The sequence below is a fragment of the Klenkia soli genome, assembly GCF_900103975.1.
GTDB lineage: Bacteria > Actinomycetota > Actinomycetes > Mycobacteriales > Geodermatophilaceae > Klenkia > Klenkia soli.
This window is the reverse complement of record NZ_FNIR01000001.1, coordinates 491,897-517,338: the sequence shown is the minus strand read 5'-3', so window position 1 is coordinate 517,338 and position 25,442 is coordinate 491,897. Positions and strand designations below refer to the sequence as shown.

The following is a 25,442-nucleotide window of genomic DNA, read 5'->3' as shown; positions in this document are numbered from 1 at the left end:
CGCCGACATGAACCCCGTGCCCGCGACCGGGCTCCTGAGTGCCTCCTGGCTGCTGATCGCGCTCCCCCTGGCCGGGGCCGCCGTCCTGCTGCTGGGCGGGAAGCGCACCGACCGCTGGGGCCACCTGCTGGCCATCACCACCGTGACCGGCGCGTTCGTGCTGGCCGTGCTGTCGGCCGTCGATCTCGCCGGCCTCGACGACCGGAGCGTCGGCGTCGACCTGTACACCTTCGTCTCCACCGGGCAGCTCGAGGTCAGCGCCGGGTTGCTCGTCGACCCGCTGTCGATCACCTTCGCCCTGCTGATCACCGGGGTCGGCGCGCTGATCCACGTGTACTCGGTCGGCTACATGGCCCACGACCCCGCGCGCCGTCGGTTCTTCGCCTACCTCAACCTGTTCGTCGCGGCGATGCTGCTGCTGGTCCTCGGCAACAGCTTCGTGGCGCTCTACGTGGGCTGGGAGGGCGTGGGTCTGGCGTCCTACCTGCTCATCGCGTTCTGGTACACCCGGCCGGCCGCGGCCACCGCGGCCAAGAAGGCGTTCATCATGAACCGGGTCGGCGACGTCGGCCTGGCCCTGGCGATCTTCCTCATGTTCACCCAGCTGGGCACGACGTCCTACGCGGGCGTGCTCGGCTCGGTCGGGGTGCTGGCCGGGGGCACGGTCACCGCGATCGGGCTGCTCCTGCTGCTGGGCGCCTGCGGCAAGTCCGGCCAGTTCCCCCTGCAGGCCTGGCTGCCCGACGCCATGGAGGGCCCGACCCCGGTCTCGGCCCTCATCCACGCCGCCACCATGGTCACCGCCGGGGTGTACCTCATCGCCCGGTCGGCACCGGTGTTCGACGCCGCCCCCGCCGCGCAGACCGTCGTGGTCATCATCGGCGCGATCACGATCATGATCGGCGCGATCGCCGGCTGCGCCTACGACGACATCAAGAAGGTGCTGGCCTGGTCCACGGTCAGCCAGATCGGCTACATGTTCCTGGCCGTCGGCCTCGGCCCCGTCGGCTACGCCGCGGGCATCGCGCACCTGCTCACCCACGGCTTCTTCAAGGCCGGGCTGTTCCTCGGCGCCGGCTCGGTGATGCACGGCATGGGCGACCGCACCGACATGCGCCGGTTCGGCGGGCTGGCCACGAAGATGACGACCACCTTCGTCACCTTCGGGCTGGGCTACCTCGCGCTGATCGGCTTCCCGTTCCTGTCCGGCTACTGGACCAAGGACGCCATCATCGAGGCCGCCTTCGACCGCGGCGGGGCGTCGGGGTACCTGCTCGGCGGCGTCGCGGTGCTCGGCGCCGGGCTGACCGCGTTCTACATGACCCGGCTGATGCTGATGACCTTCTTCGGCAAGCCCCGCTGGGAGGACGACGTGCACCCGCACGAGTCGCCCGCGGTGATGACCCTGCCGATGGTGGTGCTCGCGGTCGGCTCGGTGGCCGCCGGTTTCCTGCTGGTCGAGGTCTTCCCGCTGGCCGGCTGGCTGGCCCCCGTGTTCGGCGAGCCCGAGGAGGCCGCGGCGCACACGATCCCGCCGCTGGTGGTCAGCGTCCTGGTCACCGTCGTGGTGGCGCTCGGTGCGCTCACCGCCTGGCTGTTCGTGGGCCGCCGCGAGGTGCCCACGACGGCACCGGCCCGCGTGTCGGTCCCGGTGCGCGCCGCGCGCAACGCCCTCTACGCCGACCAGGTCAACGAGGCCGTGTTCATGCGACCGGGCATGTGGCTCACCCGGGCCCTGGTCTGGGTGGACAACCGCGGGGTGGACGGCGTGGTCAACGGCATCGGCGCCGGGCTGGGCGGTTCGTCGTCCCGGCTGGGCCGCGCGCAGACCGGGTTCGTCCGCTCCTACGCCCTCGGCATGCTCGGCGGCGCCGTCCTGGTCGTCGGGGCCCTGGTCGCGGTGACCGCAGGATGACCACCCACGACGACGAGGAGCAGCTCCCGTGAGCGACTTCCCCTGGCTGCTCGCGATGATCGCCGTCCCGGCCGTGGGCGGCGCCGCGGTGGCCGCCCTGCCCAAGGGCCGGGACCTGCTGGTCAAGCAGGTCACCCTGGCGGTCAGCGCCCTCGTGCTGGTGCTGGCCGTCCTCGCCACGGTCGCCTTCGACACCGGCGGCGACCGGTTCCAGCTGACCACCTCGGTCTCCTGGATCCCCGCCTTCGGGGTCGACTTCGCCCTCGGCGTCGACGGCATCGCGCTGGTCATGCTGCTGCTGATCGGCGTGCTGGTGCCGGTCGTCGTCGTCGCCTCGTGGGAGGACACCGGCCCCGGCGGCCGGTCCACGAAGGCCTACTTCGCCTGGCTGCTGGTGCTCGAGGCCATGATGGTCGGGGTCTTCGCGGCCACCGACGTCTTCCTGTTCTACGTGTTCTTCGAGGCCATGCTCGTCCCGATGTACTTCATCATCGGCAGCTTCGGCGGGCCGCGCCGGCAGTACGCCGCGGTGAAGTTCTTCCTGTACAGCCTGCTCGGCGGGCTGGTCATGCTGGCCTCGGTCATCGGGCTGTACGTGGTCTCGAACTCCCAGCTGGGTGAGGGCACCTTCGCCTTCGACGCGCTGCGCCAGCTCGACATCGACCCGGGCGTGCAGAAGCTGCTCTTCCTGGGGTTCTTCGTCGCCTTCGCGATCAAGGCGCCGCTGGTGCCCTTCCACACCTGGCTGCCCGACTCCGGCGCCGAGGCCCCGATCGGCGGCGGCGTGCTGCTGGTCGGCGTGCTGGACAAGGTCGGCACCTTCGGGTTCATCCGCTACTGCCTGCCGCTGTTCCCCGACGCCTCGCGCACCTTCGCGCCCTGGATCCTGGGCCTGGCGGTGGCCGGCATCCTCTACGGCGCCCTGCTCGCGATGGGGCAGTCCGACCTCAAGCGGTTCGTGACCTACACCTCGATCGCCCACTTCGGGTTCATCGCGCTGGGCATCTTCGCCTTCACCGCCGAGGGCGGCTCGGGGGCCGTGCTGTACATGGTCAACCACGGCATCTCGACCGGGATCCTGTTCCTGGCCGTCGGCATGCTGATCAGCCGCGGTGGGTCCCGGTCGATCGCCGACTACGGCGGCGTGGCGAAGAAGGCGCCGGTGCTGGCCGGGGTCTTCCTGGTCGCCGGTCTGTCCAGCCTGGCGCTGCCGGGCACCAACAGCTTCGTGTCGGAGTTCTTGGTCCTGCTGGGCTCGTTCCCGACCCGCCCGGTGTTCACGATCGTCGCCACCGCCGGGATCGTGCTCGCCGCGCTCTACGTGCTGCTGGTCGTGCAGCGGACCATGCACGGCCCCTCCCGCGGGCTGGTCGTGGACAAGCCGTTCCCCGACCTCCGCCGCCGCGAGCTGGCCGTCGTGGCCCCGCTGATCGCGCTGATCCTCGTCCTGGGGGTCTACCCGCAGCCGCTGCTGGCGCTGATCGACCCGGCGGTCGCCGCCACCATGACCGACATCGGTTCCGACCCGGGCGGCACGCCGCCGGTGCACGAACCCGTCACCGCCGAGCAGGGGGCCAACTGATGATCGAGGCACCGGACCTCTCGCTGTCCGCGCTCACCCCGCTGCTGTTCGTCTTCGGGGCGGCGCTGGTCGGCGTGCTCGTCGAGTCCTTCGCCCCCCGGCACGTCCGCCAGCCCACGCAGGTGGCGCTGGCCCTGGTCGGCACGGTCGGTGCCTTCGGGTCGACCCTGCTCGTCGCCGGTGACGACGGCACGGTCACCGGCGCCGGCGCGCTGGCCGTCGACGGCGCCGGGCACTTCCTGCAGGCCACCATCGCCGGGCTGGGTGCGCTGTCGATCCTGCTGTTCGCCGAGCGCGGCCTGGACCCCGCGAAGTCCGCGTTCGTCGCCTCGGCCGCGGTGCCCGCGGGCAGCCCCCGCGACCGCGAGCTGCTCACCGACGAGCGGGTGCAGACCGAGGTCTACCCGCTGGCCACCTTCGCCGTCGGCGGCATGATGCTCTTCGTCGCGGCCAACGACCTGCTGGTCATGTTCATCGCCCTCGAGGTGCTCAGCCTGCCGCTGTACCTGATCTGCGGTCTCGCCCGCCGTCGCCGGCTGCTCTCGCAGGAGGCGGCGGTCAAGTACTTCCTGCTCGGCGCCTTCGCGTCGGCCTTCTTCCTCTACGGCCTGGCCCTGGTCTACGGCGCCACCGGCAGCATCCGGCTCTCGGAGATCCGCCAGTCGGTCACCGACGACGGCACCGGCACCCTGCTGGTGCTCGGCCTGGGCCTGCTCGTGGTCGGGCTGATGTTCAAGGCCTCGGTCGCGCCGTTCCACACCTGGACGCCGGACGTCTACCAGGGCGCCCCGACCCCGGTCACCGCGTTCATGGCCGCCTGCACCAAGGTCGCCGCCTTCGGCGCGATCCTGCGGCTGCTCTACGTCGCCTTCGGGACGGCGGACTGGACCTGGCGGCCGCTGGTCTACGGCATCGCGATCGTCTCGATGGTCGTGGGCGCCGTCCTCGGCCTGACCCAGACCGACGTCAAGCGGATGCTCGCCTACTCCTCGATCGCGCACGCCGGGTTCCTGCTCACCGGGGTGATCGGCCTGGGCGGGGGCACCGGCTCCGGGTTGTCGGCCACGCTGTTCTACCTGCTCGCCTACGGCCTCACCACGATCGGTGCGTTCGCCGTGGTGACCTTGGTCCGGGACGGCGACGGCGAGGCCACCCACCTCTCGCAGTGGGCCGGGCTGGCCCGGCGCTCGCCGCTGACCGCGGGGGTGATGACCTTCCTGCTGCTGGCCCTGGCGGGGATCCCGCTGACCAGCGGGTTCACCGGGAAGTTCGCCGTCTTCCGGGCCGCGATCGAGGTGGGGGCCTGGCCGCTGGCCGTGGTCGCCCTGGTCACCAGCGCGGTGGCCGGCTTCTTCTACCTGCGGCTGGTCGTGCTCATGTACTTCTCCGAGCCGGCCGAGGACGGGCCGTCGGTCGGGGTGCCGGGGCTGCCGACGACGATCGTGCTGGCCGTGACGGTGGCCGCCACCCTCGTGCTGGGCGTGGTCCCGGGCTCGGTGCTCGACCTGGCCGACCGCGCCGCGACGCTGGTCGGGTAGGGCAGCGTCGGCGTCCCCACCTGCGGCGACTAGATTCAGCGGCCATGAGCGGGAGCCAGACGCAGACGTGGAACCGGCCGGGCAGGCCGGCGTCCACCGTCGGGTCCTGGCTGCCCGAGGGCCCGCTGGGTGAGTCGTTGGCCGCGGGCCTTGCCCGGGTCGAGTCGGCCCTGCAGGCCTCGGTGACCAGCGACCACGAGTTCGTCGCCGAGGCCGCCGCGCACCTGATGACCGCCGGCGGCAAGCGCTTCCGGCCGGTGCTGGCGCTGCTGGCCGCGCAGCTGGGCGACGCCGACGCCGACGACGTGGTCTCGGCCGCCGTGGTCTGCGAGCTCACGCACCTGGCGACGCTCTACCACGACGACGTCATGGACGAGGCCGCCGTCCGGCGCGGCGCGGCCAGCGCGAACAGCCGTTGGAGCAACAGCATCGCCATCCTGACCGGCGACTTCCTCTTCGCCCGGGCCTCGGACCTGCTGGCCGACCTGGGCCCCGAGGCGGTGCGGGTGCAGGCGCGCACCTTCGAGCGCCTGGTCACCGGGCAGATCCGCGAGACGGTGGGCCCGGCTGCCGGTGAGGACCCGATCGCCCACCACCTCTCGGTGCTGGCGGACAAGACCGGGTCGCTGGTGGCCACCTCGGCGCGGTTCGGCGCCACGTTCGCCGGGGTCGACCCCGCCGTCGTCGAGGACCTCACCGCCTACGCGGAGGAGGTCGGGGTGGCCTTCCAGCTCTCCGACGACCTGATCGACATCGTCAGCGAGCGCGGCACCTCGGGCAAGCTGCCCGGCACCGACCTGCGCGAGGGCATCGCCACGCTCCCGGTCCTGCTGGTGCTCGCCGGCGACGACCCGGCCGAGGCGCGGTTGCGCCAGCTGGTCGCCGGGCCGATCACCGACGACGCCGAGCACGCCGAGGCCCTGGCCCTGCTGCGCGCCTCGGCCTCCCTGACCCGGGCCACCGAGGTGCTCGACTCCTACGCCGACCGCGCCCGGGCCCGGCTGGGCAGCGTGCCGGCCGGCGAGGTCCGCGAGGCCCTCGACGCCCTCTGCGACTACGTGGTCACCCGCAGCGCCTGAGGCGCGCACCGCGGCTGCACCGTGGCCGGACTCCGGCGACACTGGGGGCGATGAGCACCCACCGCGCTGCCCGCCCGACCGCACTCCTCACCGGCCTGGTGCTGCTGGCCGGTTGTTCGTCCGGGTCCTCCGACCCGGACGACGCAGCCACCGCGGCGCCGTCCGACGCGCCGGCCCTGCAGGTCGAGGTGCTGGCCGACGGTCTGGACCACCCGTGGGACGTCGCCCAGGCCCCCGACGGCACGCTGCTGCTCGACGAGCGCGGTGGGGGCTTCACCGCCGTGCGCCCCGACGGCAGCACGCAGGAGGTGGCCGCGGACCTCGGCGACCTGTGGGCCGAGGGCGAGACCGGCCTGATGGGCCTGGTCCTCGACCCGGCGTTCGACACCGATCGCCGGTTCTACACCTGCATGGGCGTGGCCGACGGCGGCGCGGACGGCGGCCCCGGCATCGAGGTGACCGCCTGGACCGTCGACGAGGGGTGGACGGCGGCCTCCCGGGTCGCCGACCCCCTGGTGGGCCAGATCCCGGTGAACGCCGACTCCGGCCGGCACGGTGGCTGCCGGCTGCGCTTCGACCCCGACGGCCAGCTGCTGATCGGCACCGGTGACAACGCGCTGGGCACCAACCCGCAGGACCTCTCCACCCAGGCCGGCAAGCTGCTGCGGGTCGACCCGCAGACCGGGCAGCCCTCGGCCACCAACCCGTTCCTCGAGCTGACCGACCCCACCTCGCACGCGATCGTGGGCTACGGCCACCGGAACGTGCAGGGCATCGCCGTGCGGCCCGGCACGGGCGAGGTGTTCACCGCCGAGCAGGGCAGCCAGGTCGACGACGAGGTCAACCTCGCCCAGGACGGCGGCAACTACGGCTGGGACCCGGTCGGCGCCGGCGAGTACGACGAGAGCGTGCCGATGACCGACCCCGACATCCCCGGCGCGATCGCCGCCGTGTGGTCCTCCGGCGACCCCACGATCGCCGTCTCCGGCATCACCTTCCTGGACGGCGAGCAGTGGGGCAGCTACGACGGCCTGCTCCTGCTCGGGGTGCAGAAGGACACCGGCGTGCTCGCGCTGCGGCTGGCCGACGACGGGTCGCTGGTCGAGCAGTTCCGCATCCCGGAGCTCGAGGGCACCTACGGCCGGGTGCGCACCCCGCAGCTGGGCTCCGACGGTGCGCTGTACCTGACCACCGACAACGGTGACGGGGCCGACCAGCTCCTGCGCGTCACCCCCGCGAGCTGACCCGCTCGGGTACCGGGGTGCCGGCCGGCAGCAGCGGGCAGGGCTCGGGCTCGCCCCACACGGTGCGCAGCGGGAGGACGCCGGCCCAGTCGGCCTGCGGGTCGGCGAGGTCCCGCTCGTCCTCGCCGGGCGGGCCGGTGCGGACCTTGACGCTGGCCTCGGTGAGGTCCAGCGCGAGCACGGCGGTGGCGGCCAGCTCCTTGCGGTCGGGCTGCCGGCTGTGGTCCCACGAGCCGGGGGCGAGGTGCTCGGTCAGCACGGCCAGCCCGTGCCACCGCTCGTCCGGGTCGGTGACCAGCCGCGCCGTGCCCTGCACGACGGCCGACCGGTGGTTCATCGAGTGGTGGAAGGCCGACCGGCTGTAGACGATGCCGTCGACGTGGGTGACGGTGAAGCAGACCGGGATGCCCGCACCGGCCGCCCGCAGCGACGCGGCGCCGCTGGAGCCGTGCAGGTACAGCGTCTCGCCGTCCCGGCCGTACCCGGTGGGCAGCACGACCGGCCCGCTGGGCATGGCCAGGCCCAGGTGCCCGATCAGCCCGGCGTCGAGCACGGCGTGCAGGTCGGCGCGGTCGGTGCGGGCCCGCACGGCGTTGCGCCGCACGGTCGAGCGGGGGGTGGGGGACAGCGGCGTACTGGTCACGGGACCATCCTGCCGTCGTCCGTGGCATCCTCCGATGGCCAATCCGCACCAGTTCCGGGAGGCCACCGGTGCTCGAACCACCACCCGTCCAGCTCGACCGGGGCTCGGGTGTGCCCCTCGCCGTCCAGCTCGCCGACGGGCTCCGCGCCGCCGCCGCGTTGCGCGCCGGCGACCGGCTGCCCTCGACCCGCGAGCTGGCCACCCTCCTCGGCGTCAGCCGCACGGTGACCGCGGCCGCCTACGACCAGCTGCTGGCGGAGGGGTGGCTGGCCGGCCGGCGCGGGGTGGGCACCTTCGTGGTCGGCACCCCGGTCGCGGCCAGGCCGGCCCGGGCCGCCGTCCCGCCCTCGTCCGGCCCGCGGGTCGACCTGCGGCCGGGGGCGCCCTGCACCGAGGTGGTCGACCGGGCCGCCTGGCGTCGGGCGTGGCGGGCGGCCGGCGACCGGGACCCCGACACCGGCTACGACGCGGCCGGCGACCCGGTGTTCCGGTCGGCCGTGGTGGAGCACCTGCTGCGGCACCGCGGGCTGCCCGCCGACCCGGCGGACGTGCTGGCCAGCGGGGGGACGTCGGCCGCGGTGGCCGAGCTGGCCGGGCTGCTGCCGCACGGGTCGCGGGTGGGGGTGGAGGACCCGGGCTACCGGCGGGCGGTCGGCGCGCTGCGGGCGGCGGGCATCGAGGTCGTGCCGCTGGCGGTGGACGACGACGGCCTGGTGGTCGACGCGGTCCCGGCCGGGTTGGCCGCCGTCTACTGCACCCCGGCCCACCAGTTCCCCCTCGGCGGACGGCTGCCGGCGCCGCGGCGGGCCGCGCTGGTGGCCCGGGCGCGCGCCGAGGGCTTCACGGTCTGGGAGGACGACTACGACGGCGAGCTGCGCTACGACGTCGCCCCGCTGCCGCTGCTGGCCGCGCTGGCCCCCGACGTCGTCGTCCACCTGGGGACGGCGTCCAAGGTGGTCAGCCCCACCCTTGGCCTGGGCTGGGTGGTGGCCCCGCCGGCGCTGCGGGACCAGTTGCTGCAGCGCCGCACCGACACCGGTCTGCGGCCGGGCCGCTCGGGCCAGCGGGTGTTCGCCGCGCTGGCCACCTCGGGGGACCTCGCCCGGCACCTGCGGCGGTTGCGCCGCGAGCTGGCCGACCGCCGCGAGCTGGTGCGCGCCGCCGTGGCGACCGCCGGGCTGGTCACCACCGGGGACGCCGCCGGTGCGCACCTCGTCGTCCCGCTGGCCGACCGAGCCGTGGAGCAGGCGGTCGCCGCCGACCTGGCCGGCCGGGGCATCGCCGTCGGCACCCTGGCCGAGCAGCAGCTGACCGACACCCGGGCCGGCCTGGTGGTCGGCTGGGCGGCACCCCCGCGCGCCGACCTCCCCGCGGCCCTCACCGCCCTCACCCACGCCCTCGGGGTCAGGTCGTGACGGGCAGGTGCAGGGGGCCGCGGAGCACGGTGGCCACCCGGGGGACGGCGGGGCCGGCCGGGCGCAGCCGCGGGGCCCGCTCGGCGAGCAGCCGGAGGGCCACCTCGCCCTCCAGCCGGGCCAGCGGGGCACCCAGGCAGTAGTGCGCGCCGCCGGAGAAGGCCAGGTGCGGCACGGTCTGCTCGCGGTGCAGGTCGAACCGGTCGGGGTCGGGGTGCACCGCGGGGTCGCGGTTGGCGCTGGCCATCAGGACCAGGACGCCGCTGTCCTTGCGCAGGGGCCGGCCGTCGACCTCGACGTCCTCGTGGGCGAAGCGGGCGGTGAGCTGGACCGGCGGGTCGTACCGCAGCGTCTCCTCGACCGCGGCCGCGGCGAGCGAGGGGTCCGCGGCCAGCGCGGCCCACTGGCCGGGGGTGCGGTGCATGGCCTGGACGGCGTTGCCGATCAGGTTGGTGGTGGTCTCGAACCCGGCCACCAGCAGCAGCTGCGCCAGGGCCAGCACCTCGTCGGCGGTGGCGGTGCCGCCGTCGACCGCACCGGCCAGCGTCGAGATCACGTCCTCGCCCGGGTGGGTGCGCCGCTGCTCGAGGAGCTGGCCGAACAGCGCCCGCATGCCGTCGGTGGCCCTGGTCAGCTCGCGCACGTGCGCGGGTGAGCGGACGCCGTCCAACGAGGAGCCCAGCGCCAGGCCCCAGCGGGCGAACCGCTCGGCGTCGACGTCGGGCACGTCGAGCAGGGCGGAGATCACCCGGATGGGCAGCGGCGAGGCGAGCTCGGCGACCAGGTCGACCGGCCCGCCCCGGGCGAGGGCGGCGTCGAGCAGCTCGGTGGTCACCTGCTCGGCGACCGCGCGGTAGTGCGCCAGCCGGCGGGGGGCGAATGCCGGCTGGGCCAGCCGGCGCAGCCGGGTGTGGTCGGGCGGGTCGATCGTGAGCAGCGAGAGGTCCACCGGTTCCATCAGCGAGGGCCCGTCGCCCTCGCCCAGCCGGCTGCGGCCGTCGGAGAGCCGCACCCCCAGCCGCCGGTCGCGCAGCACGGCCTCGACCGAGGCGTGGGTGGCCAGCGCGGTCAGCCCGGTGCGGCTGCGCACCGGGCCGTCGGCGAGCTGGGCCGCGCGCAGCTGGGCGTAGACCGGGTAGGGGTCCAGCCGCCACGGGCGGTGCAGCAGCCGGGCGACCCGGTCGCCGCGCAGCGCGAGGGCCATGCCGCCGGCCCGCATGGCGCCGATGCGGGCCCCGAGCACGACGTCCTCGACCAGGCGGCCGGTCGAGGTCGTCGGCCGGGTGCGGACCACGTCGTCCACCCCGGTGCTCATCGGTGCCCGTGTCCGACCCGGAAGTAGGTGTTAGTCGCGTTCACACCAACACCTTCCACCAGGTCGGGCAGCGGCGCAAGGTCAGGCGACCGTCCAGGTGTCCGAGCCGCGCAGGAGGGCGTCCAGGTCGGCGGGCTGGCCGGAGCGGGCGTCGGCGAGCTGGTCGGTCATCATCTCGTCGTAGGTCGGCTTGCGGATCGACCGGAACACGCCCATCGGGGTGTACCGGAGGTCCTGCGACGACAGCCGGGACAGCGCGAAGGCGTACGACGGGTCGGTGCGGTGGGCGTCGTGCACGACGATCGCCGACTCGTCGACCTGGTTGGTCTCGGCGATGCGCAGCCCGCCGAACCCGTCGGCCACCACGCACGAGGCGCCGTCGGGGCCGAAGACCAGCTTCTCGCCGTGCACCAGCGGGATCGACCACTGGGTGCCGGTGGTCGGGTCCTTGAGCAGCTCGAAGGCGCCGTCGTTGAAGATGTTGCAGTTCTGGTAGATCTCGACCAGCGACGTGCCCTGGTGCTCGGCGGCCTGCCGCAGCACGTCGGTGAGCCCCTTGCGGTCGGAGTCCATCGCCCGGCCCACGAAGGTGGCGTCGGCACCGAGGGCGAGCGACACGGGGTTGAACGGGTGGTCCAGCGACCCCATCGGGGTGCTCTTGGTGACCTTGCCGATCTCCGAGGTGGGGGAGTACTGGCCCTTGGTGAGCCCGTAGATCCGGTTGTTGAACAGCAGGATCGTCAGGTTCACGTTGCGCCGCAGCGTGTGGATCAGGTGGTTGCCGCCGATGGACAGCGCGTCGCCGTCGCCGGTCACGACCCACACCGACAGGTCCGGCCGCGAGGCGGCCAGCCCGGTCGCGATCGCCGGCGCCCGGCCGTGGATCGAGTGCATCCCGTAGGTGTTCATGTAGTACGGGAAGCGGCTGGAGCAGCCGATGCCCGACACGATGACCATGTCCTCGCGGGCGATGCCGAGGCTGGGCAGGAACGACTGGACGGCGTTGAGGATCACGTAGTCCCCGCAGCCGGGGCACCAGCGCACCTCCTGGTCGGTCTTCATGTCCTTGGCCTTGAGCGACGTCTGCTTCTCGCCGCCCAGCTCGACCGACCGCGCGACCGCGTCGGCGATCCGCTGGTCGAAGGCGGGCATCCCGAGCTCGTGCACGTGCTCGTCGATGGGTGAGGTGGTCATGCGGGGCCCTCGGTTCCGGTGCTGTCGATGACGTCCTGGAGGACGGCGGCGAGCTCGGCGGCCCGGAAGGGCAGCCCGCGCACCTGGGTGTGGCTCTGCACGTCGACGAGGTACTTCGCGCGCAGCAGCAGGGACAGCTGGCCGAGGTTCATCTCGGGGCACACCACGCGGTCGTAGGACCGCAGGATGTCGCCGAGGTCGGCCGGCAGCGGGTTCAGGTGGCGCAGGTGGACCTGCGCGATGGACCGGCCCGAGCGGCGGATGCGCCGGCAGGCGGCCCCGATCGGCCCGTACGTCGAGCCCCAGCCGATGACCGCGACCCGCGCGTCGCCGTCGGGGTCGTCGACCTCGGTGGGCGGCAGCGAGGCGGCGATGCCGTCGACCTTGGCCTGCCGGGTGCGGGTCATGAAGTCGTGGTTGGCCGGGTCGTAGCTGATGTTGCCGGTGCCGTCGGCCTTCTCCAGCCCGCCGATGCGGTGCTGCAGACCCTTCGTGCCGGGCACCGCCCACGGGCGGGCCAGGGTCTCGGGGTCGCGCAGGTAGGGCAGGAACTCGCCGTCCACCCCGTTGGGCTCGGTGGCGAACTCGACGTCGATGTCGGGGAGGGTGTCGGCGGCCGGCACCGACCACGGCTCGGCGCCGTTGGCCAGGTAGCCATCCGACAGCAGGAACACCGGCGTGCGGTAGGCCAGCGCGATCCGGGCGGCCTCGATGGCGGCGTCGAAGCAGTCGGCGGGGGAGCGGGGTGCCACCACGGGCACCGGCGCCTCGCCGTTGCGGCCGAACAACGCCTGCAGCAGGTCCGACTGCTCGGTCTTGGTGGGCAGCCCGGTCGAGGGCCCGCCCCGCTGGACGTCGACGATGACCAGCGGCAGCTCGGTCATCACGGCCAGGCCGATGGTCTCGGCCTTCAGCGCCACGCCGGGGCCCGACGTCGTCGTCACGCCCAGGGCGCCGCCGAAGCTGGCCCCGAGCGCAGCACCGATGCCGGCGATCTCGTCCTCGGCCTGGAAGGTGCGCACCCCGAAGGCCTTGTGCTTGCTCAGCTCGTGCAGCACGTCCGAGGCCGGGGTGATCGGGTAGGCGCCCAGGAACACCGGCAGGCCCGACAGCTGCCCGGCGGCGACCAGGCCGTAGGCCAGCGCCTGGTTGCCCGAGATGTTCCGGTAGGTGCCCGGGGCCATCGGGGCGGGCTTGATCTCGTAGGAGACCGCGAACGCCTCGGTGGTCTCGCCGTAGTTGAACCCGGCGCGGAACGCGGCGATGTTGGCCGCGGCGATCTCGGGCTTCTTGCGGAACTGGCGCTCCAGGAAGCGCACGGTGCCCTCGGTGGGCCGGTGGTACATCCACGACAGCAGACCGAGGGTGAACATGTTCTTGCTGCGCTCGGCCTCCTTCTTGCCCAGCCCCGAGTCGGCGAGCGCGTCGGTGGTCATCGAGGTCAGCGGCACGCTCACCAGCTGCCAGCCGTCCAGCGAGCCGTCCTCGAGGGGGTTCTCCGCGTAGCCGACCTTGGCCAGGTTGCGCGGGGTGAACTCGTCGGCGTCGGCGATCAGCAGGCCGCCGCCGGGCAGGTCGGCCAGGTTGGCCTTCAGCGCGGCCGGGTTCATCACGACCAGCACGTCGGGGGCGTCCCCGGGGGTCATGATGTCGTGGTCGGCGAAGTGCAGCTGGAAGCTGGACACGCCCGGCAGGGTCCCCGTGGGCGCCCGGATCTCGGCGGGGAAGTTCGGCAGGGTCGACAGGTCGTTGCCGAAGGACGCCGTCTCGCTGGTGAACCGGTTGCCGGTCAGCTGCATGCCGTCGCCGGAGTCGCCGGCCAGCCGGATGACGACGCGGTCCAGGGACACGACGCTCTTGACGAGCCCGCCCGGGGCCGAGGGCGGTGCCTCGACGGGGGCCTGCTCGGGGGTGCTGTGGGTCATCAGGGGTGTACCTCCACCGGCCGAGGTTACGTTCCCGTCACGGGGCCCCGCGTCCCCGGGAGCTGGAGGTGAGGGAGCACACAGGCTGCCCTCACCTGCGCAGGTCAGCCGAGCTTCGCGCCGAACTCGCGCAGGGTGCGGGCGGCGACCTCGCGGAGCTTGACGTTGGTCTCCTGGCTGACGGTGCGCAGGACGCCGAAGGCGTCGTCGGGGGTGACCTGGCGGACGACCGCGATGGCCCCCTTGGCCTGCTCGATCACCGCCCGCGACGCGATCGCCTCCTCGAGCTGCGAGATGAGCGTCGCCGACCGGTGCTGGCGCAGCTGCCCGGCGACCAGCCCGCTGGCGATCCGCCCGATCAGCGTGGCCAGCGCCTCGTCGTCGTCGTCGAAGCCGTCCCGCGACCGGCTGTACAGGTTCAGCGCGCCGAACCGCCCCCCGTCGACGACCAGCGGGCAGGCGAGGAAGGCCAGCACGCCGTCCTCCTGCGCCGCACGGGTGAAGTCGGGCCAGGCCTGCATGGCCTCGGCCACGGTGACCCGGACGCAGGTCTCGGTGCGGACGGCGTGCAGGCACGGCCCGTCGTCCACGTCGTACTGGTCGCGGTCCACGGCGAGGGTGCGCTCGTCGGTCCAGGCCGAGGTGAACGGGGTGCCCTCCTGCACCACGGTGACCCCGGCGGAGTCGCAGTCCTCGATCGTCGCCTTGGCGGTGCGCACCACGAGCTGCAGGAGCTCGGTCACCTCCCGGCCGTGCGCCTCGGGACCGGTGAGCGCGTCGACGACGAGGCCCACCGCCTGCGGGCGGCGGGTCGCCACCGTGGCCACGAGGTCGCGCGTGCCGAGGCCCGAGGCCCGGTTCAGCTCGTCGGTGGCCGACGGGCGCACACGTGCCTGCTCGCCGGTGTCCGTGTCGGTGCTCATGGCCTGGGGGTTGCTCGCCCACCGGCGCGGCAAACCTCCCGCGAGGTGCCGAAGGCGGGGAACGGCCCCCCGACCCGCGGCGTTGAGCGGGCGTGCACCGCTGGAACAACGGTCTGCGGACCGCGCTGCTGCTGGGCCTGATGGCCGGGGTCGTCCTGCTGGTGGGCGCCCTGCTCGGTGGGCGCAGCGGGTTGGTCGTCGCGGTGTTCGTGGCCCTCGGCATCAACGGGTACGCCTACTACAACAGCGACACGCTGGCGCTGCGGTCCATGCGGGCCTTCCCGGTCACCGAGACGCAGGCCCCGCAGCTGTACGCCATCGTGCGGGAGCTGGCCACCGAGGCCCGCCAGCCGATGCCGCGGCTGTACGTCAGCCCCACCGACCAGCCCAACGCCTTCGCGACCGGTCGCAACCCGCGCAACGCCGCGGTGTGCTGCACCCAGGGCATCCTCACGCTGCTCGACCGGCGGGAGCTGCGCGGCGTCCTGGCCCACGAGCTCTCGCACGTCCACAACCGCGACATCCTGATCAGCTCGGTCGCCGGGGCCATGGCCACCGTGGTCACCTTCGCGGCGCAGATGGCGATGTTCTCCAGCCTGCTGGGCGGGCGCTCCGACGACCGCGGCGGGGGCAACGCCCTCGGCAGCCTGCTGCTGGTGGTCCTCGGTCCGGTGGCCGCCGGGCTCGTGCAGATGGGCGTCAGCCGCAGCCGGGAGTACGAGGCCGACGCCTCGGGGGCGCGGCTCTCGCACGACCCGCTGGCCCTGGCCTCGGCGTTGCGCAAGTTGGAGCAGGGGGTGGCGGCCCGCCCCCTGCCCCAGGACCGGCGCCTGGTGACCCAGAGCCACCTGATGATCGCCAACCCGTTCCGGGGGGCGGGCATGGCGCAGCTGTTCGCCACCCACCCCCCGATGGCCGAGCGCATCGCCCGCCTCGAGCAGATGGTGTAAGGACCCCGTCGCCCCCCATGACGCGCTCCGCACGCCACGGGTCCCTGCGACGGGGCCGTTCCATCAGCTCACCTGTAGTTGTCGAACTGCAGGGCGATCTCGAAGTCCTTGCCCTTCAGCAGCTGCTGCACGGCCTGCAGGTCGTCCCGCTTCTTGCCGCTGACCCGGAGCTGGTCGCCCTGGATCTGCGCCTGGACGCCCTTGGGCCCCTCGTCCCGGATGGCCTTGGCGATCTGCTTGGCCTTGTCCGACGCGATGCCCTGCTGGATGGTCGCCGAGATCTTGTAGGTCTTGCCGGAGGCCTGCGGCTCCCCGGCGTCCAGGGCCTTCATCGAGATGCCCCGCTTCACCAACTTCTCCCGGAACACCTCCAGCGCCGCGGCCACCCGCTCCTCGGTGTCCGCCGTGAGGGTCACGCCCTCCTCGCCGGCCCACGCGATCGCGGCGTTGGTGCCGCGGAAGTCGAACCGCTGGGACAGCTCCTTGCCCGCCTGGTTCAGCGCGTTGTCGACCTCCTGGCGGTCCACCTTGCTGACGACGTCGAACGATGCATCTGCCATCTCGGTCTCTCCTCCTGTGCGGCCGGGCCACCCGGTGGGGCGGTCGGACCGGTCTTGTACGCTCGTCGGGCACCACAGCACGCGGCGGGTTGCCCGAGTGGCCAATGGGAGCGGACTGTAAATCCGTCGGCTTAGCCTACGAAGGTTCGAATCCTTCACCCGCCACGCCCGGTGCGACGGCCCTCGACCACCACGGTCGGGGGCCGTCGTCGTGGGCGGGCCTCACGCGGTGGGCGCCTGGGCGCTGGCCACCGCGGTCCGCTCCAGCTGCCGACCGCCGAGGAACAGCCACCCGAACGCGATGGACACCGACCGGGTGCAGGTGACGGTGGCCTCGGCGCCGTCCACGGTCACCGACCACGCGTCCAGCCGGGTGCCCCCGTCGGCGAGCTGGTCGGCCACCGCGACCTCGGCGCCGGCCCGGTCCAGCGGCAGGTACCCGTCGACGCCCCGGGCGTAGGCCGCGCCGGCCTCGGTCTGGTTCGCCGCGGCCAGTGCCGCCCCGTCGCAGACCGACTGCACGCGCTGCTGCTCCAGGAAGGCGTCGGAGGCGGCGATCGCGCCGAAGGCCATGAGGGCGGCCACCAACCAGCAGACCAGGACGAAGGGCAGCGTGGACCCCTGCTCCGACCTGCTCGTCCGGTCCTCCACGCGGCGCACTGTAGGTGTCCGGGGGCTGGTGGTCACCGCCCGCGGTGCGCGCTGGGGACGGCGCGGCGGGTCGGGTGCCGCAGCCGGCCGGCGTCGTGATCTCCGGTCCGCACCCGGTTGCACAGCGTCACGACTCGGTGGTGGGGGCGAGCGGACCGGCGCTGGTCCCGTCCCGCGCGTGTCGCGGACGTCCCCGTTCCGTAGCTGTGGGCGCGCCCGGCACTCGCCGTAGGTCATCCCCTGCTCCAGGTGACCGAATACCCTCGATTCGGTGACTTGAGGTCGTCAAATGTCACCGCAGGGTGACGACGCCCCCGTCTGTCACCCGGTCGTGATGTCAACAACTTGCCCGAACGGGTGACGGATCGCAGTCTTCCCAGAGCGGTCCGTGCCGACCTTGCTCTGCCCCCGCGTGGGCGGCTGCCGCAGTCCAGCAGTCCTGCCATGCCTGAGGAGGCGTCATGTCCAGCACCATCGCCATGTCCAGCACCGTCGAGACCACCACCGCCCGCGGCGCGCGCTGGGGCCGCGGGGCCCGCTGGGGCCGCGGCGCCCGCTGGGGCCGCTGATCCCCGACCGGTTCGGGGAGAGTGTCGGCCGACGGTGCCGATGCTCTCCCTGACCCGGAGGGATGAGAAGCCGTCGGTGTGACGGTCACTCGCTGTTAGCCTTGCCGCGTCTTCCCATCGACAGGACGTGACATTGGCCGACCGCCCAGATGCGCGCGCGCCGCGGCCATCCGTCGTGCGGCGGCCGTGGACACCGGCGGTCTTCGCCGGCGCCGTCGCCGTGGCCGTCGCCGTGCCCGCGTTCGCCCCCGTGCCCGCGTTCCCGGGCGTCGTCCTCGTCGGTCTGCTGACCCTGGCGTTCCTGGTGACCGACGCCTCGACCATCGACGTCGAGTTCCGGCGCCAGACCTACGTCTTCTTCCCGGTCGAGTTCGCGCTGGTCGTCGGGCTGGTCGAGGTGGGTGGGCTCTGGACGGCCCTCGCCCGCGTGCTCGCCCTGGGCGTGGTGCTGCTGCGCCAGCCCTACGGCTGGTCGAAGGCCGCCTTCAACCTGGCGCTGGGCGTCGTGGAGATCGCGGCGGCCTGGGCCGTGGTCCGGGCGCTCGGCCTGGGCGCGCTGGAGGACCCGCGGTCCTGGCTGGTGCTGCTGGTCGCCGTGGTCGTGGTCGGGGTGGTCGACCTGCTCATGGTCGGCACCGCCGTGGCGATGGTCGAGGGCCGGCCACCGGCCGCGTTCTGGGTGGGTGCGCTGGTCCCCAGCGTCACCGTCGGCCCGCTGTGCGTGGCCCTGGCGCTGGTGGCCCTGCAGGTGACCGACGACCAGCCGCTGGCCTGGGTGCTGGTGGTGCCCGTCGTGGCCGCGATCCTGCTGGTGTTCCGCCAGTCGGCGACCGCCGTCCGCGAGCGGCGGAGCGTGCAGTCCGTGCACGACTTCGCGCGCCGGGTCGAGCAGCTCTCGCCCGACGAGGACGGCACCCGCGAGCTGGTCCGGGCCGTCCGCGAGCTGCTCAACGCCGACCGGGTCGCCCTGTGGTTGCCGCCCTACCTGGACGAGGAGCCCCGGCTGGTGCTCGACCGGGCCGGCGAGGGCCCGGACTGGTACGCCGGGCCCAGCGACCCCGAGGACCTCGTCCGCCGCCGTGCCGTCGACCGCGACAGCGGAGGGCCCGTGCTGCTGCGCGCGGCGAAGGCGACCGCCGAGGAGCGCGAAGCCCTGCGGCGACGGGCCGCCCAGGAGGTCCTGGGGGCGCCGATCGTCACCGCCGCGGGGGAGTACGGGTACCTGGAGGTCTGCGACCGGCAGAGCGACGTCGTCCCGTTCGAGTCCGGCGACCGGGCCGTGCTGGACTCGATGCTCACCCACGTCAACGCGGTCATCCGCCAGCAGCAGCTGCTGACCCGCATCCGCTACGACGCCGACCACGACGGGCTCACCGGCCTGCCCAACCGCCAGCGGCTGGCCACCGAGATCGACGTCCTCCTGCAGAGCGGGTCCGCCGAGGTGCGGGCCGGGCTGGTGTTCGCCTCGCTGGACAACTACACCGACGTGACCGACACGCTGGGCCACGCGGCCAGCGACGAGCTGCTGCTGGTCACCGCCGGGCTGCTGCGCGAGCACGCCCCGCCCGCGGCGCTGGTCGCCCGCATGGAGGGCGGGCAGTTCGCGGTCCTCCTGCCGGGGCTGAGCCTGCCGGCCACCGAGCGGGCCGCGCGCCGGCTGCGCGACGCCGCGGCCACCCGGGCGCGCGTGGCCGGCCTGGACCTCGACGTCCTGCTGACGTTCGGCGTCGCGGCCGCCCCGGTGCACGGCACCGACTCGGGCACGCTGATGCAGCGCGCCGACGTCGCCCTCCTGGCCGGCCACAGCTCGGGCGGGGTGGCCAGCTACCACCCGGTGCTCGACCAGCAGAGCCTGCGGCGGTTGCAGCTGGGCACCGAGCTGGAGTCGGCGATGGCCGAGAAGCAGATCACCGTGGTGTTCCAGCCCATCGTCGACACCCGGACCTCCGACATCGTCTCGGTCGAGACCCTGGTCCGCTGGGCGCACCCCCGCTACGGCAACGTGCCGCCGGACGACTTCATCGGCCTCGCCGAGCAGATCGGCCGCATCGGCGCCGTCACCGACTACGTGCTGGACCTCGCCCTCGAGCGCTGCCGCAAGTGGCTGGACCAGGACATCGCGCTGTCGGTCGCGGTCAACCTCTCGGCGCGGTGCCTGGCCGAGCCCGACCTGGTCGACCGGGTCCGCGGCGCGCTGCGGCACCACGGCGTCCCCGGCTCGCTGCTGACCCTCGAGCTGACCGAGGGCATCGTCGTCGACGACTCGGTCCGCAACTCCACCGTGCTGGCCGACCTGCACTCGCTGGGGCTGCGGCTGTCGATGGACGACTTCGGCACCGGCTACTCCTCGCTGTCCCAGCTGCGCCAGCTGCCGATCGACGAGCTCAAGATCGACAAGTCCTTCGTGCTCGGCATGTCCACCAGCCAGAGCGAGTCCTTCATCGCCCGCTCGATCGTCGAGCTGGCCCACAACCTGGGGCTGCGGGTGGTCGCGGAGGGCGTCGAGGACGAGGTGACCCGGGACCTGCTGGCCGAGATGGGCTGCGACAAGCTCCAGGGATTCCTGGTCAGCCGCCCGTTGCCCGACGACCGCCTGGAGAACTGGCTGCTGGCCCGCACCGGCGTCCGGTCGGCCGCGCCGGGCGCGCCGCACCGCCGGTTGTTCGTCCGCTCCTGAGGGTTTGTTACAGTTCTCGCCGCACGCTCCGCGAGGAGCTGCAGGCCCCTTTAGCTCAGTCGGCAGAGCGTCTCCATGGTAAGGAGAAGGTCTACGGTTCGATTCCGTAAAGGGGCTCCGATCAGCCCGGGCCGGTTGCGAGACCGGCCCGCACGATCGCGGCGGCGTAGCTCAGCCTGGTAGAGCAAACGGCTCATAATCGTTGTGTCACCGGTTCAAGTCCGGTCGCCGCTACCCATGACGGACCCCTCCACGGGGTCCGTCGGCGTGTGGGGGACCCCACGCGCCACCCGATCCCGAACAAGGCGAGGAAACGCTCATGGCAGCCACCGATGTCCGTCCGAAGATCACCCTGGCCTGCCAGGAGTGCAAGAACCGCAACTACATCACCCGCAAGAACCGTCGGAACGACCCCGACCGGCTCGAGCTGAAGAAGTACTGCCCCAAGGACAAGAAGCACACGGTCCACCGCGAGACCCGCTGACGGTCGTCGCACGGATCGCCGGAGGGCGGGGAGCATGACGCTGGACGCAGGACTGGTCGGGCGCAGCTACCCGCCCTCCGTCGTGTACGAGGTCGGTCGCGAGAAGATCGCCGAGTTCGCCGCGGCGCTCGGCGACCCGGACCCGGTCTACCGCGACCCGGAGGCGGCCCGGGCGGCCGGGCACCCCGACGTCATCGCGCCGCCCACGTTCGCCATCGTGCTGAGCCTGGGCGCCGGGAACGTCGTGCTCGAGGACCCCGACGTCGCGATCGACTACAGCCGGGTCGTGCACGGCGAGCAGAAGTTCGTCCACCACCGCCCCGTCCGGGCCGGCGACCGGCTCGTCGCCACGGCCTCGATCGAGGCCGTGCGCACCGTGGCCGGCAACGACATGCTGACCACCCGCGTCGACCTGACCACCGAGGACGGCGAAGCCGTGTGCCGCACCAGCTCCATGCTCGTCGCGCGGGGCACGGCCGCCGAGGGGAGTGCCTGATGGCCGCCGTGGTCGGGTTCGCCGACGTCGAGGTCGGCACCGAGCTGCCCGGGCAGACGTCGACCGTGACCCGGGCCGACCTCGTCCGCTACGCCGGCGCCTCCGGTGACTTCAACGTCATCCACTGGAACGAGCGCGTGGCCACCGAGGTAGGGCTCCCCGGCGTCATCGCGCACGGCATGCTCACCGCCGGCCTCGCCGCCCGCGCGGTGACGGCCTGGGCGGGTGACCCCGGCGCGCTCGTCGAGTACTCGGTGCGGTTCAGCCGTCCGGTCGTCGTGCCCGACGACGGCACCGGTGCCGAGGTCGTCGTCGCCGGCCGGGTCGCCGCCCTGCTGGACGGCGACCGGGTCCGCGTCGACCTCACCGTCACCAGCGGTGGCGAGAAGGTGCTGAGCCTGGCGCGGGCCGTCGTCCAGCTGTGACGGCCCGCGCCGGGGGCGAGGGGTCCTTCCTCAGCCCGCGGTGCCCAGCAGCCGCTGCATGCGGCTGACGCCCTCCACCAGGTCGTCGTCGCCCAGGGCGTAGGACAGCCGCAGGTAGCCCGGCGTCCCGAACGCCTCGCCCGGGACGACGGCGACCTCGGCCTCCTCCAGGATGATCTCGGCCAGCTCGACGCTGCTGGCCGGCGTCCGGCCCGCGATCTCGCGGCCGAGCAGGGCCTTCACCGACGGGTACACGTAGAACGCGCCCTGCGGCTCCGGGCAGGCGATGCCCGGGATCTCGCGCAGCATGCCCACGATCGTCTGCCGGCGGCGGTCGAAGGCCGCCCGCATGGTGTCCACCGCCGAGAGGTCGCCGGTCAGCGCCGCGATCGCCGCGGCCTGCGACACGTTCGCCACGTTGGACGTCGCGTGCGACTGCAGGTTGGTCGCGGCCTTGACGACGTCGGAGGGGCCGAGGATCCAGCCCACCCGCCACCCGGTCATGGCGTAGGTCTTGGCGACGCCGTTGACGATCACGCACCGCGACTGCAGCTCGGGGACGACCGCCGGCATCGACGGCGCGGTCACCCCGCCGTAGGTCAGGTGCTCGTAGATCTCGTCGGTCAGCACCCACAGGCCCGACTCCAGCGCCCACCGGCCGATCTCCTCGACCTGCTCGGCGGGGTACACCGCGCCCGTCGGGTTGGACGGGGAGCAGAACAGCAGCACCTTGGTGCGCGGGGTCCGGGCAGCCTCCAGCTGCCGGACCGACACCAGGTAGCCGGACTGCTCGTCGGCCACGACCGGCACGGGCACGCCGCCGGCGAGCCGGATCGCCTCGGGGTAGGTGGTCCAGTAGGGCGCGGGCAGCAGCACCTCGTCGCCCGGGTCGAGCATGGTCGCCAGGGCCTCGTAGACCGCCTGCTTGCCGCCGTTGGTGACCAGCACGTCGGCCGTGGTGGCCTGCACCCCGGAGTCGCGCAGCGTCTTGGCGACGATGGCCTCCTTGAGCGCGGGCAGCCCGCCGGCGGGGGTGTACCGGTGGTAGGTCGGGTTGCGGGCGGCCTGCACCGCCGCCTCGACGATGTAGTCCGGCGTCGGGAAGTCGGGCTCGCCCGCGCCGAACCCGATGACCGGCTTGCCGGCCGCCTTCAGCGCCTTGGCCTTGGCGTCGACGGCGAGGGTGGCGGACTCCGCGATCGAGGCGATCCGGCGGGACACCCGTCGGTCGGCGGGGGAGACGGGCGGCTGCTGGGGCCCCGGCGTGCCGGGCCCCGGTGCGGTCGGGGCGGTCATGGTGCCCATCGTGTCAGCCCGCCCCGCCCGGTGGGCCGTCCAGCCCTCCGGCGACCACCGCGTGGACCACCGGGCGGACCGGGCTGTGGTCGCCCCCGGACCCGGTCACGTACACTTCTCGCCTGGGGTTCGTGCACCCTGCCACCGGCGTGCCCCGGTACCACTCCGACCCAGGGTGGTCCGTCTGCGCCGCCGGCGGGACACGACCCCCGGCGTCCGCCCCGCGCGGTCGCCTAGGGGTGTAGCTCAATTGGCAGAGCAGCGGTCTCCAAAACCGCAGGCTGCAGGTTCAAGTCCTGTCACCCCTGCCCGTCCGCCGGCCCGCCGGCGTGCAGGTGCCCCGGCCACCGGTCGGGGCGCCGGAGTCCCACCACCAGACGAACACCGACATTCGAGGCGAGGCGCAGTGAGCGACGAGCAGCCGGGCACCGAGGGCGAGCGCGAGCCGCGCCGTCCCCGCTCCGAGCCCGCCGACGGCGTCGCCGAGCCCGCCGACGGCGAGCTGACCGACGAGCAGATCGACGCGGAGACCCCCGGGGTCGACGACGCCGCCGAGCTCGAGGCCGCCGAGGACGAGGTCGCCGAGGAGGCGGTCGAGGACGAGGACAAGGTCGTCGCCACCCCGGCCCGCCGCCGGCGCGGTGCCATCACCGCCGGCGACGACGAGGACGACGAGCCCGAGGCCCCCCGGGTTCGCCGGCGTGACCGGCCCGGTGGCCGCCCGGCCAGCGAGGCCCGCACCACCCGCCCGGCGCGCGGCGACACCGGCGGGAAGAGCGCGGTCGGCAAGAAGGACGAGACCCGCACCCGCGCCGACGCCGAGCGTGCCCGCGCCGCCGAGCTGCGCGAGAAGCGCAGCATCGGCCGGTTCCTCCGCGAGGTCGTGGCCGAGCTGCGCAAGGTCATCTGGCCCGGTCGGCGCGAGCTGATCACCTACACCACGGTCGTCATCGTCTTCGTGGCCGTGATGGTCGCGCTGGTGGCCGGGCTGGACATCCTCTTCGCCCAGGGCGTCATCGCCGTCTTCGGCTGACGCCGGGCCGGGCAGCCGGCACACCGACCCACTGCACGCACCACCGACGCACAGGAAAGAGACCCACCCCGTGACCGACCCCCGCGAGACCGACGAGGCCGTCGACGCCGCCACCGAGGAGCCGACGGCCGACGCCGACACGGACGCCACGACCGGTGCCGTCGACGCCGAGACCGGCGTGCGCGAGACCGGTGCGGCCGAGGGCTCCGTGGACACCGGTGACCTGACCGCCGACAACCCGATGGCCGACGCCGTCCCCGGTGGTTCGGGCAACGCCCGCGGCGCCGTCGACGACGCGCTGGTCGGGGACACCACGCTGGAGCCGGCACCCGACCACGACCCGCTCACCGAGGAGGTCCTGGCGACCGCCGAGGCGGAGGACGAGGACCCCGCCGAGGCGATGCGCAAGGCGCTGGCCACGGCGTTCGGCGACTGGTACGTCATCCACAGCTACGCCGGCTACGAGAACAAGGTCAAGACCAACCTCGAGTCGCGGATCACCAGCCTCGACATGGAGGACTACATCTTCCAGATCGAGGTCCCGACCGAAGAGGTCACCGAGATCAAGAACGGCAAGCGGGTGCAGGTCAACCGCAAGGTGCTGCCGGGTTACCTGCTGGTCCGCATGGACCTCACCGACGACTCCTGGGGTGCGGTGCGCAACACCCCGGGCGTCACCGGCTTCGTCGGCGCCACGTCGCGGCCCTCGCCGCTGAGCCTGGACGAGGTGGTCAAGCTGCTGGTCCCGGCGACCACCGCCAAGGCGCCCTCGGCCCCCGAGGCCGGTGCGCCGGCGCAGGGTTCCTCGAGCACGCCGCTGGTCGACTTCGAGGTCGGCGAGTCGGTCACGGTCATGGACGGGCCGTTCGCGACCCTGCCGGCCACCATCAACGAGATCAACGCCGAGCAGCAGAAGCTGCAGGTGCTGGTCTCGATCTTCGGCCGCGAGACCCCGGTCGAGCTGTCCTTCAGCCAGGTCCAGAAGCTCTAGCGGACCTGGCTGTCCGTTCCACCACCTGAACGACAAGAAGAGGAAGTCATGCCCCCCAGGAAGCGGTTGACCGCGGTCATCAAGCTCCAGATCAAGGCCGGTGCGGCCACCCCCGCGCCGCCCGTCGGTCCGGCGCTCGGCCAGCACGGCGTCAACATCATGGAGTTCTGCAAGGCCTACAACGCCGAGACCGAGTCCCAGCGCGGCGACGTCGTCCCGGTCGAGATCTCGGTGTTCGAGGACCGCTCGTTCACCTTCATCACCAAGACCCCGCCGGCTGCGCGCATGCTGCTCAAGGCCGCCGGTGTCGAGAAGGGCTCGGGCGAGCCGCACAAGACCAAGGTCGCCTCGGTCACCCGCGACCAGGTCCGCGAGATCGCCCAGACCAAGATGACCGACCTGAACGCCAACGACCTGGACCAGGCCGAGAAGATCATCGCCGGCACCGCCCGGTCGATGGGCATCACCGTCAACTAGCAGTACCCGTGGGAGGGCCGGCCAGGCCCGTTCACCACACGATCTGCCCGGGCACCGGGT

22 protein-coding genes and 4 tRNA genes are annotated in these 25,442 nt (G+C 73.3%); 18 read left to right on the top strand and 8 right to left on the bottom strand.

The features are described 5' to 3' along the window. The first annotated feature begins 7 nt into the window (after positions 1–7). The 5 genes from nuoL to BLS67_RS02650 are packed head-to-tail and all read left to right on the top strand — an operon-like array spanning position 8 to position 7,358. Positions 8–1,915, top strand: a complete 1,908-nt coding sequence (gene nuoL, locus BLS67_RS02670) for an NADH-quinone oxidoreductase subunit L (RefSeq protein ID WP_091238939.1) — start codon at positions 8–10, stop codon at positions 1,913–1,915. Positions 1,916–1,943: 28 nt separating this feature from the next. Next, positions 1,944–3,497 carry an NADH-quinone oxidoreductase subunit M gene (locus BLS67_RS02665; RefSeq protein WP_091238936.1) on the top strand — a complete coding sequence of 518 codons (1,554 nt, stop codon included), beginning with the start codon at positions 1,944–1,946 and terminating at the stop codon, positions 3,495–3,497. Then, complete coding sequence (gene nuoN / locus BLS67_RS02660; RefSeq protein WP_091238933.1) at positions 3,497–5,035, top strand: NADH-quinone oxidoreductase subunit NuoN; 1,539 nt, start codon at positions 3,497–3,499, stop codon at positions 5,033–5,035. Before BLS67_RS02665 ends, nuoN begins: the two co-directional genes overlap by 1 nt. 44 nt (positions 5,036–5,079) lie before the next feature. Further along, entirely contained in the window at positions 5,080–6,114 is a 1,035-nt protein-coding gene (locus BLS67_RS02655) for a polyprenyl synthetase family protein (protein ID WP_091238929.1), read from the top strand. Positions 6,115–6,164: 50 nt separating this feature from the next. Then, the gene (locus BLS67_RS02650) at positions 6,165–7,358 is read left to right on the top strand and encodes a PQQ-dependent sugar dehydrogenase (RefSeq protein ID WP_091238926.1); all 1,194 of its coding nucleotides are present in this window, start codon (positions 6,165–6,167) and stop codon (positions 7,356–7,358) included. Here BLS67_RS02650 and BLS67_RS02645 read toward each other — a convergent pair. After that, entirely contained in the window at positions 7,342–8,001 is a 660-nt protein-coding gene (locus BLS67_RS02645; protein WP_091238922.1) for a pyridoxamine 5'-phosphate oxidase family protein, read from the bottom strand. The genes BLS67_RS02650 and BLS67_RS02645 overlap by 17 nt on opposite strands. 68 nt (positions 8,002–8,069) lie before the next feature. Here BLS67_RS02645 and BLS67_RS02640 point away from each other — a divergent pair, with 68 nt between their 5' ends. Then, a complete protein-coding gene (locus BLS67_RS02640) occupies positions 8,070–9,416 on the top strand; it encodes an aminotransferase-like domain-containing protein (RefSeq protein WP_091238918.1) in 1,347 nt (448 codons plus the stop codon). Here BLS67_RS02640 and BLS67_RS02635 read toward each other — a convergent pair. The 4 genes from BLS67_RS02635 to BLS67_RS02620 form a co-directional block, all read right to left on the bottom strand. Next, positions 9,406–10,731, bottom strand: a complete 1,326-nt coding sequence (locus BLS67_RS02635; RefSeq protein WP_091238915.1) for a cytochrome P450 — start codon at positions 10,729–10,731, stop codon at positions 9,406–9,408. The two genes, BLS67_RS02640 and BLS67_RS02635, sit on opposite strands and share 11 nt — an antisense overlap. 81 nt (positions 10,732–10,812) lie before the next feature. After that, on the bottom strand, positions 10,813–11,925 hold the full coding sequence (locus BLS67_RS02630; protein WP_207500177.1) for a 2-oxoacid:ferredoxin oxidoreductase subunit beta: 1,113 nt from the start codon (positions 11,923–11,925) through the stop codon (positions 10,813–10,815). Continuing rightward, positions 11,922–13,850, bottom strand: coding sequence for a 2-oxoacid:acceptor oxidoreductase subunit alpha (locus BLS67_RS02625; protein ID WP_091238912.1), 1,929 nt, complete (start codon positions 13,848–13,850; stop codon positions 11,922–11,924). The genes BLS67_RS02630 and BLS67_RS02625 overlap by 4 nt, the downstream gene beginning before the upstream one ends. Positions 13,851–13,954: 104 nt before the next feature. Then, positions 13,955–14,773, bottom strand: a complete 819-nt coding sequence (locus BLS67_RS02620; RefSeq protein ID WP_091238908.1) for a GAF and ANTAR domain-containing protein — start codon at positions 14,771–14,773, stop codon at positions 13,955–13,957. 92 nt (positions 14,774–14,865) lie between these two features. On the opposite strand from BLS67_RS02620, the gene htpX reads away from it, so the two are divergent. Further along, complete coding sequence (gene htpX, locus BLS67_RS02615) at positions 14,866–15,723, top strand: zinc metalloprotease HtpX (protein ID WP_091238905.1); 858 nt, start codon at positions 14,866–14,868, stop codon at positions 15,721–15,723. A 68-nt stretch (positions 15,724–15,791) separates the two neighbouring features. On the opposite strand, the gene BLS67_RS02610 is transcribed toward htpX, so the two are convergent. Next, the gene (locus BLS67_RS02610) at positions 15,792–16,283 is read right to left on the bottom strand and encodes a YajQ family cyclic di-GMP-binding protein (RefSeq protein WP_091238902.1); all 492 of its coding nucleotides are present in this window, start codon (positions 16,281–16,283) and stop codon (positions 15,792–15,794) included. 83 nt (positions 16,284–16,366) lie between these two features. Between BLS67_RS02610 and BLS67_RS02605 the strand changes: the two genes are divergently transcribed. Beyond that, a tRNA-Tyr gene (locus BLS67_RS02605) sits at positions 16,367–16,448 on the top strand. Positions 16,449–16,505: 57 nt separating this feature from the next. Here BLS67_RS02605 and BLS67_RS24300 read toward each other — a convergent pair. Next, a complete protein-coding gene (locus BLS67_RS24300) occupies positions 16,506–16,934 on the bottom strand; it encodes a pilus assembly protein TadG-related protein (RefSeq protein WP_242653743.1) in 429 nt (142 codons plus the stop codon). A 744-nt stretch (positions 16,935–17,678) separates the two neighbouring features. Here BLS67_RS24300 and BLS67_RS02595 point away from each other — a divergent pair. From BLS67_RS02595 to BLS67_RS02570, 6 genes are all read left to right on the top strand, one after another. Then, positions 17,679–20,180 (top strand): putative bifunctional diguanylate cyclase/phosphodiesterase, encoded by a 2,502-nt coding sequence (locus BLS67_RS02595; RefSeq protein WP_242653741.1) that lies wholly within the window; start codon positions 17,679–17,681, stop codon positions 20,178–20,180. 44 nt (positions 20,181–20,224) lie between these two features. Next, positions 20,225–20,297, top strand: a tRNA-Thr gene (locus tag BLS67_RS02590). A 43-nt stretch (positions 20,298–20,340) separates the two neighbouring features. Beyond that, positions 20,341–20,414: transfer RNA gene (locus BLS67_RS02585), tRNA-Met, on the top strand. An 85-nt stretch (positions 20,415–20,499) separates the two neighbouring features. Continuing rightward, positions 20,500–20,664: a 50S ribosomal protein L33 gene (gene rpmG / locus BLS67_RS02580; RefSeq protein ID WP_056289289.1), complete on the top strand. Its 165-nt coding sequence runs from the start codon at positions 20,500–20,502 to the stop codon at positions 20,662–20,664. A 34-nt stretch (positions 20,665–20,698) separates the two neighbouring features. Beyond that, positions 20,699–21,160: a MaoC family dehydratase N-terminal domain-containing protein gene (locus tag BLS67_RS02575; RefSeq protein ID WP_091238891.1), complete on the top strand. Its 462-nt coding sequence runs from the start codon at positions 20,699–20,701 to the stop codon at positions 21,158–21,160. Beyond that, a complete protein-coding gene (locus BLS67_RS02570) occupies positions 21,160–21,585 on the top strand; it encodes a MaoC family dehydratase (RefSeq protein WP_091238887.1) in 426 nt (141 codons plus the stop codon). The genes BLS67_RS02575 and BLS67_RS02570 overlap by 1 nt, the downstream gene beginning before the upstream one ends. Before the next feature lie 30 nt (positions 21,586–21,615). Here the strand turns inward: BLS67_RS02570 and BLS67_RS02565 are convergent, their stop codons facing one another. Next, positions 21,616–22,881, bottom strand: a complete 1,266-nt coding sequence (locus BLS67_RS02565) for a pyridoxal phosphate-dependent aminotransferase (RefSeq protein ID WP_091239426.1) — start codon at positions 22,879–22,881, stop codon at positions 21,616–21,618. A gap of 235 nt (positions 22,882–23,116) precedes the next feature. Here BLS67_RS02565 and BLS67_RS02560 point away from each other — a divergent pair. From BLS67_RS02560 to rplK, 4 genes are all read left to right on the top strand, one after another. After that, positions 23,117–23,189: transfer RNA gene (locus BLS67_RS02560), tRNA-Trp, on the top strand. 98 nt (positions 23,190–23,287) lie between these two features. Next, positions 23,288–23,914 carry a preprotein translocase subunit SecE gene (secE, locus tag BLS67_RS02555; protein WP_091238883.1) on the top strand — a complete coding sequence of 209 codons (627 nt, stop codon included), beginning with the start codon at positions 23,288–23,290 and terminating at the stop codon, positions 23,912–23,914. A 70-nt stretch (positions 23,915–23,984) separates the two neighbouring features. Further along, entirely contained in the window at positions 23,985–24,905 is a 921-nt protein-coding gene (gene nusG / locus BLS67_RS02550; protein ID WP_242653738.1) for a transcription termination/antitermination protein NusG, read from the top strand. Between the two features lie 48 nt (positions 24,906–24,953). Then, positions 24,954–25,382: a 50S ribosomal protein L11 gene (rplK, locus tag BLS67_RS02545; protein WP_091238880.1), complete on the top strand. Its 429-nt coding sequence runs from the start codon at positions 24,954–24,956 to the stop codon at positions 25,380–25,382. The last annotated feature ends 60 nt before the right edge of the window (positions 25,383–25,442 follow it).